Source organism: Thioalkalivibrio sp. HK1 (genome assembly GCA_000583135.1).
In the GTDB taxonomy this organism is placed as follows: Bacteria; Pseudomonadota; Gammaproteobacteria; order HK1; family HK1; genus HK1.
Genome location: JFBG01000041.1, coordinates 1 through 8,017, shown reverse-complemented (window position 1 = coordinate 8,017; position 8,017 = coordinate 1). Strand labels below are relative to the sequence as shown.

The window sequence follows — 8,017 nt, the reverse complement described above, 5'->3', positions numbered from 1 at the left end:
CCAAAGCGGCACCTTCGGGGTGCGCTTGGCGACTCGGCCTTCGGCGAATGTTACGGTGACGATAGCCGCATCGACCTCCGACATCATCGTCGACACCAAACCGAATCAGTCGGGAATCCAAAATACGCTGACGTTCAATAGATTCGGCCAGACCAATGCCTGGAATCAACACCAGACAGTGGACGTCTTTGCCAAAGTTGACTTGGATACGAGTAACGAATCGGTCAATATCTCTCTTACCGGGGCGGGCGGCGATTACCAGAGCAAAACGGGGAGTGTTGCCGTTACCGTTACCGACAACTGGAGTGGTAGTGGTTTAGTGCCTGCGCATTTATGTGCTATTGTTCACAATAATTCAATAGAGAATGGGTGTGATCATATCGTTTACCCGTATTATTTGTCCACAGACGGGGGAAATTGCTTAACGGGTAGCCTACTTCCACCAGACCCTGGCCATATAAAAGTTACTACTAGTATAAGTCCTGGCGCCCGATATGATTTTAGTAGTAGTTCTTTCCCTATGACAGTGTGCACTTCGTATGTTAGATATAATTCTGGAATTCCTAGCCAAATTACCCTTGAAAGACAAAGACAATCAGGTTATGACGAATGCCCTGAATTAACAAGTTGCGGCAGTTCGGGGATTACCGTAGTCAATCCTCCACTCCTAAATCCCAAACCCTCAGGCACAATCCAAGTCACCCCGGCCGTCGCCCTGATCATCGACGAAGGCAGCTCCGGCACCCTCTCGGTCAGCCTCTCCGCCGCCCCGAATGCCGACGTGACAGTTTCCCTTGCCAAGACCAACGCCGAGGTGAGCCTTTCCCCCGCTTCGCTCACCTTCACTGCATCCAACTATTCGACGGCGCAAAACGTCACCGTCTCCGCCGCCCAAGACGACGATAGCCGCGACGATTTCGACACCATCACCCTGAGCGCATCGGGCGGCATCACCGCCCCGAATGTGACGAAGCAAGTCACCATCGACGATGACGAGATAGGGCCGGGATACGACATCACCTCCCTATCTTTGACCGAAGGCGAAACGGCCAACTTCCAAGTGCGTCTCAAGACCCAGCCATCGGAGAATGTCGGGGTGATTTTGCAACTCGTTCGGGTGGGGACCGCATCGGATACCGTCACCATCGACACCAAGCCGAATACCCCGGGCAATCAAGTCACGCTGACCTTCAACCGAACCGGCCAGACGAATGCTTGGAATCAATACCAAACGGTGACCGCCACCGCCGCCCATGACGATGATATGAACGACGATTCGTTCGAGATTAATTTTCAGTCTTATGATGGAGATTACAACTTCACACAGAATTTGGTGTTCGGAAAGTTGGAGTTCACCGTCACCGACGACGACAAGCCCAAACCCGCGGGCACGATTCAAGTCACCCCGGCGGGAACCCTGACCATCGACGAAGGCAACACCGGCACCCTCTCGGTCAGCCTCTCCGCCGCCCCGAACGCCGACGTGACGGTTTCCCTTGCCAAGACCAACGCCGATGTGACCCTCTCCCCCGCTTCGCTCACCTTCACCGCATCCAACTATTCCACGGCGCAAAACGTCACCGTCTCCGCCGGAGAAGACGACGATGCCACCGACGATTCCGACACCATTACCCTGAGCGCTTCGGGAGGCATCACCGCCCCGGATGTGACGAAGCAAGTCAGCATCGATGATGACGAGGAGCGGGGATACGACTTCACCTCCCTATCATTGACCGAAGGCGAAACGGCCAACTTCCAAGTGCGTCTCAAGACCCGGCCCTCGGAGAATGTCATGGTGAATTTGAGCATCAACCGGTTGAACAACACCTCGAATATCACCCTCGACACCGACCCGAATACCGCGGGCAACCAAAGCAGTCTGACTTTCAACCGCTTCGGCCCGACGAAGGCTTGGAATCAATACCAAACGGTGACCGCCACCGCCGCCCATGACGATGACATAAACGACGATTCGTTCGAGATTAACTTTAGTTCTCATAATGGGGATTACAGCCTCTCAAGTGGTTTGCTAGGTGTGATGAGATTCACCGTCACCGACGACGACAAGCCCAAGCCCGCGGGCACGATTCAAGTCACCCCGGCGGGAACCCTGACCATCGACGAAGGCAACACCGGCACCCTCTCGGTCAGCCTCTCCGCCGCCCCGAATGCCGACGTGACGGTCTCCCTTGCCAAGACCAACGCCGATGTGAGCCTTTCCCCCGCTTCGCTCACCTTCACCGCATCCAACTATTCCACGGCGCAAAACGTCACCGTCTCCGCCGGGGATGACAACGATACCGACGACGATTCCGATACGATTACTTTGAGCGCTTCGGGCGGCATCACCGCCCCGAATGTCACCAAGCAAGTCGCCATCACCGATGGCGATGCCCCGGCGGGAACGATTCAAGTTTCCCCTGCCGGAACCCTGACCATCGACGAGGGGAGTTCGGGCACCCTCTCGATCACGCTTTCCGCCGCCCCGAACGCCGATGTGACGGTCTCCCTCGCCAAGACCAACCTTGATGTGAGCCTCTCCCCGACCTCGCTCACATTCACTTCATCGAACTATTCGACGGCGCAAGAGGTCACCGTCTCCGCCGGGGACGACACCGATACCGCCGACGATTCCGACACCATCACCTTGAGCGCCTCGGGCGGCATCGATGCCCCGAGCGCCACCAAGGCCGTCTCCATCACCGATGACGACACCCCCGTTTCGGGAACCATCGAGGTCGCTCCTTCGGGAACGCTGAGCATCGACGAAGGAGCATCGGGGACGCTTTCGGTCAGTCTCAGCGCCGCCCCCAACGGGGATGCGACCGTTTCCTTGTCCAAGACCAATGCCGATGTGAGCCTCTCGCCGCAAACGCTCACTTTCACCCCTTCGAACTATTCCACCGCGCAAAGCGTCACCATCTCCGCAGGGCACGATACCGATACCGACGACGATTCCGATACCGTCACCTTGAGCGCATCGGGAGGCATCGCCGCTTCGGATGTCACGAAATCGATCGCCATCGCCGATGACGACGACTCCGCCACCCCGCAGGGGACGATTCAAGTTTCCCCTGCGGGAACCCTGACCGTCGACGAGGGCAACTCCGGCACGCTCTCCATCAGTCTCTCCGCCGCCCCGAACGCCGATGTGACCGTCACCCTTGCCAAGACCAACCTTGATGTGAGCCTTTCCCCGGCAACGCTCACCTTCACCGCATCCGACTATTCCACGGCGCAAAGCGTCACCGTCTCCGCCGCCCAAGACGATGACGCCGACGACGAGACCGACACCCTCACCCTGTCCGCAACCGGGGGGCTCAACGCCCCCGCGACGACCGCGGCGATATCGGTGAACGACGACGATGTCGCAGGCATTATCGTCATCGCCCCCGCCGGCACCCTGACCGTCGACGAGGGCACTTCGCAATCCTTCACCGTCGCCCTATCAAGACAGCCCACCGCCGATGTCACCGTCTCGCTTTCGAAGACCGGCGATGCGGGCACCGTCCTCGACCTGACATCGCTCGCATTCACCGCCTCGAACTGGAACGCACCCCAAACCGTCACCGTCTCCGCCGGGCAGGACGGCAACGCCGCCAGCGAATCCGACACCGTCACCTTGACCGCCACCGGCGGCATCGTCGCCCCCGATACGACCTACACCGTCAGAGTCGCCGACGACGACGCCCCTTCGGGAACCATGCTCACCGCCCCCGCCGGTACGCTGAGCATCGACGAGGGAGGTTCGGGAGCCCTCTTCGTCAGCCTCTCCGCCGCACCCAACGCCGATGTCACCGTCGCCTTGTCGGCGGGCGACGATGCCGGCATCGGCTTCGACAGGGACTCCCTCGTCTTCACCACCTCGAACTGGAACCGAGCGCAAACCATCATCGTCGACGCCGCCCAAGATACGAACACCGAAAGCGAATCCCTCGTCATCACCTTGACCGCCACCGGCGGCATCAACGCCCCCGAGGCCAAGGTGAGCGTTCAGGTGAAAGACGACGACCGAGCGGGCGGGCTCGCCCTGTCCCCGACGGGAACGATCGAAGTGGTCGAAGGCGGCAGCGCCGTGCTCGGCGTCGCTTTGATCGCACCGCCGAGCGCCGGGGGTGTCGATGTCCGGCTTTCCAATACCGACTCCAAACTCATCTTGAGCCCCACCTCGCTCGTCTTCACCTCGGAGAACTGGGATCAAAGGCAATCGGTCACCTTGAACGCCCTCGACGACGACGATCTCGAGGAGGCTTTCGATACCATCACCGTGGTGGTTATCGGTGGCGGCAACTACGCCGCCGTCGCCGATACGAGCGTTCCCGTTCGCATCCTCGATTCCCCGGGGGCGTTCGCCCTCTCCCCGTCGACGCTGACCTTGGCCGAGGGCGGGGAGGCGCTCGAGATCGAAGCCACGCTCGAGACCGAACCGGTGGGCACCCCGACGGTGACGATGACCTTCGCCGCCGACCGCTCCGGCGTTCGGATAACGCCGCAGGTGCTCATCTTTCCTGCGGCCAACTGGAGCAGCCCGCAAAGGGTCTCCGTTCAAGCCGTCGACGATTTGAATGCCATCGACGAGCGCATCGCCATCACCGCCACCGCCGTCGGCGGGAACTACCGCAATGTGGAACGAAGCATCGAAGCCTCGTTGCAAGACGATGACGAGGAATCCACCCCCTTGCCGCCGGTCAAGACCCGAGCATTGGCTCTCCCGCCGTCGAGGGCGCAGGACAGCGCCACCATGCGGGTGCGCTGCCGGCAGGATTCACCTTGCGATATCGTGCTCGATTGCCACGCCCAAGCCGACGGCTCGACCTTCGAGGGGGCTTTGCCCGAACCCATTCCCGCTTGGGGGAGCAGAACCTTGACCGCCGAGGATATCGAGGGTTATACCGGGGCTTCGTGGGCGGGCAAGGGGCGGTTGGGTTGCGCCTTGCGCAGCCGAGGCGATATCAGCGCCCAAGTGTGGACTCGTTCGGGCGACGGGGTGCTGGTCAACAACTCGGCCTTCATCCGAAGCCTTCCCGACGGGGACGACCACCTTGTGGATATCGAATCGATACCCGCCCCCGACAGCGCCGAGAAGACGAACTTCCGCATCCGCTGCGAAGCAGGCATAGGTGCGAACTGCACCGCCACCCGTTTTGCCTGCTACGACGATGCCGGTAAGCGATACGACGGGGATTTGGGGCTCATCGTACGATGGTATGTGCGGCATCTGCAAACGGCGGAACTGGCCGATATCATCGACCACCGGTGGCAAGGGATGGGGCTTTCGTGCGAACTGCGCTCGAGCGCCCCTTTCACGGTGCAGGTGCTGACCCGCACCGGGGGCGGCGGAGCCTTGGTCAACAACAGCGCCACGGGGGTGAGGTAGAAGTACGAAATACGAGGGAGAGATATGAGGGGACGAGAGGACGACAAGGCTTCGAAAAACGCCGGGCGCAAGCGATAAAAGGCCCTCTCGCTTATCCGGCTGCGTCCGAAAAGCGAGATCGAATCAAGATACGAGGCGGGGCATGCGGTGGGGCGGACCGCAACGGGCGTCGATCAGTGAAAGGCATCCTCGAACCGAGCGAGTATCGAAGGCTCGACCGGATCGAAGCCCTTGGTACCAATGACAAAACGGCTGGTTGTGCCTTGCGGGAAAAACGACCCGGATATTGGCCTTGGCACCCCTTAGGTGCGCGGCATCGGGCGCATCACATAGGTGCCGGGGGCGTCTTCGAGCGCAGGCAATCCACCCTCACCGGGGATGCGGGCTTCGATTTCACCGCCGCCGAAGGCCTCCAGCCAGCGATCCCAATGCGGCCACCAAGAGCCCTTGTGCTCTTTCGATGACGCCAACCACTCATCGGCTCCGGCGGCGATTTTTTTGGCGGTGCGATAGCCGTATTTTTCTTTCTTCGGGTGATTGATCACCCCCGCGATATGCCCCGAACCCCCGAGGACGAACTCCGTCTTCCCGGAAAATATCCCGGTGGTCAGGTAGGCGGTCCTCCACGGTGCGATATGGTCATCCTCGGCCGCCAATAGATAGGCGGGCGTTTTCACCTTGGACATATCGATGCTGCGACCCGCCAAGGTCAACCCGTCGGGCTTGCACAAGCGATTTTCCAAATACATATTGCGCATCAAAAAAAGATGCGCCGCCGCCGGCATATTGGTCGGATCGCTATTCCAAAACAGGAGATCGAGTTTCGAGGGCTCTTTGCCCAGCAGATAGTTATCGATATGGAAAGACCAAAAGAGCTCGTTGGCCCGCACCGCTCGCCAAGCATCGGCAACCCGCTGCCCGGAAAGAAAACCCTCTTGCGAGATGGCATCGGCCAAAGGCGGGAGGGTTTTTTCATCGATGAAGACCGAGATATCCCCGGTATCGGAGAAATCCACCATGGTCGCAAAGAGGGTGATGCTGGCCAGACGATTCCTTTCATCGTCCTCATCGGCATGCAACCACGCCGCCAAGGCGCCAAGCGCGATGCCGCCCAAGCAATAGCCCACCGCATTGACCTCTCGCTCGCCGGTTGCGCTTTCTATCGCCCGCAACGCCGCCAGCGGTCCTTCCAATAGATAGTCCTCGAAGTCGAGATCGGCCAAGGAGGAATCCGGATTGAACCATGACACGACGAAGACGCTATGCCCTCGCTCCACCAGCCATTTCACCATCGAGTTTTCCGGACGCAGATCCATGACATAGAACTTGTTCATCCACGGCGGAACCAGCAATATCGGTCGCCGCCGCACCTTCGCCGTCGCCGGGGCGTATTGGATGAGTTCGATCAGGCGATTGCGAAAGACCACCTTGCCCGGGGTTGCGGCCACGCTCTTGCCGACTTCGAAGGCATCCGGCGAGGACATCGGATTTTTCAGCCTGCCGGTCGTCGGATCGAAATCGCGCAGCGCATTTCCCATCCCGGCAAGAACGCTGGCCCCGCCGGATGCGAAGGCGGCGCCCAAGGCCTTGGGGTTGGTGGCGAAGAAATTGGTGGGCGCCAAGGCATCGATCATTTGTCCAAGGAAAAAATCGAGTCGCCGACGGGATCGCTCATCGAGACCCGGCGCACCCTCGACGAAGGAAGTCCAAGCGCGAGCGTTGACCAAATAGGACTGCTTGAGAAAATCGAACCACGGGGATTGTTCCCACATCGCATCGGTGAAGCGGCGATCATCGGCTTCGGGAACCGCCACCGGCTCGGCTTCGAGCCCGAACATGCGGCAAGTCATGGAATTCACCAGCGCTCCCCACGAGGCGGCATACTCCTGCTGGGCATCGAATAGATATCGGGGGCTGGTAACAAGGCCGATCCCCAACCCCCTCAGGGCGTCTTGGAGACAAAGCGGATCGGAAAGCGCCGCCCCCCCGAAGGGGAGCGGTGCGCGATTGCCGGAGCCCTCGCCCGCCCTTGCGTTCGTGCCTTCGACTCGCATATCCGCATCCATGGAACTCACCTCGGCCTTGTCGATGGCCTTATCGACGGTTTTTCGAATATCGGATATCGAGGTATCGATGGGCTAAAAAGAGCCTCGTTCCATCCGACAAGATGATTTTGTGCATTGCACAATTATATAGCAATCATGCTATCGACTAACGATGGGGGATTTCGGATGAGGGTTCATTTACGCTCTTGGTGCGTGATCGGCGCAAGATGTGCACACATCCAAAGGGCGATGGGCTTTGGCGGATAGCGAGAGCGCGGGCCCCCGAAGATCATCGACGAGCGAGCGCCCTTTTCGTCGGCGCTTCGATCGATGCGTCGGACGGGCTATCCACGAGCCGAAAAAAGCGCTTCATTCGATGCGCGAGTTTTGTGCATCGCACAATGTGCAACAATAGCGTCTTGGGCGGTCGACGAACCTGTGTCGCTTCGGATCATCGACCGAATCAAGGGCGAGCGCGATGGCATCGCTCGATGACGAGGATCGCTCCTTCGAGATCCTCGAACAGCGTTTTTTCATCGTCCACTTCGAAGACCCGGCAAGGGATGACTCGTCCATGGAATGCACCGATCGGTGC

Annotated in this window: 2 protein-coding genes; one reads left to right on the top strand and one right to left on the bottom strand. The window is 59.8% G+C overall.

What is annotated here, in order from left to right:
* Nucleotides 1-520 precede the first annotated feature (520 nt).
* On the top strand, nucleotides 521-5,377 hold the full coding sequence (locus BF99_RS0111615) for a beta strand repeat-containing protein (RefSeq protein ID WP_156013289.1): 4,857 nt from the start codon (nucleotides 521-523) through the stop codon (nucleotides 5,375-5,377).
* A 302-nt stretch (nucleotides 5,378-5,679) separates the two neighbouring features.
* On the opposite strand, the gene BF99_RS0111610 is transcribed toward BF99_RS0111615, so the two are convergent.
* The gene (locus tag BF99_RS0111610; protein ID WP_197019117.1) at nucleotides 5,680-7,431 is read right to left on the bottom strand and encodes a PHA/PHB synthase family protein; all 1,752 of its coding nucleotides are present in this window, start codon (nucleotides 7,429-7,431) and stop codon (nucleotides 5,680-5,682) included.
* Nucleotides 7,432-8,017 lie beyond the last annotated feature (586 nt).

Excerpts from the sequence above, each read along its gene's own strand:
- BF99_RS0111615 (WP_156013289.1), top strand. The coding sequence starts at position 521 with ATGACAGTGTGCACTTCGTATGTTAGATATAATTCTGGAATTCCTAGC.
- BF99_RS0111610 (WP_197019117.1), bottom strand. The coding sequence starts at position 7,431 with ATGCGAGTCGAAGGCACGAACGCAAGGGCGGGCGAGGGCTCCGGCAAT.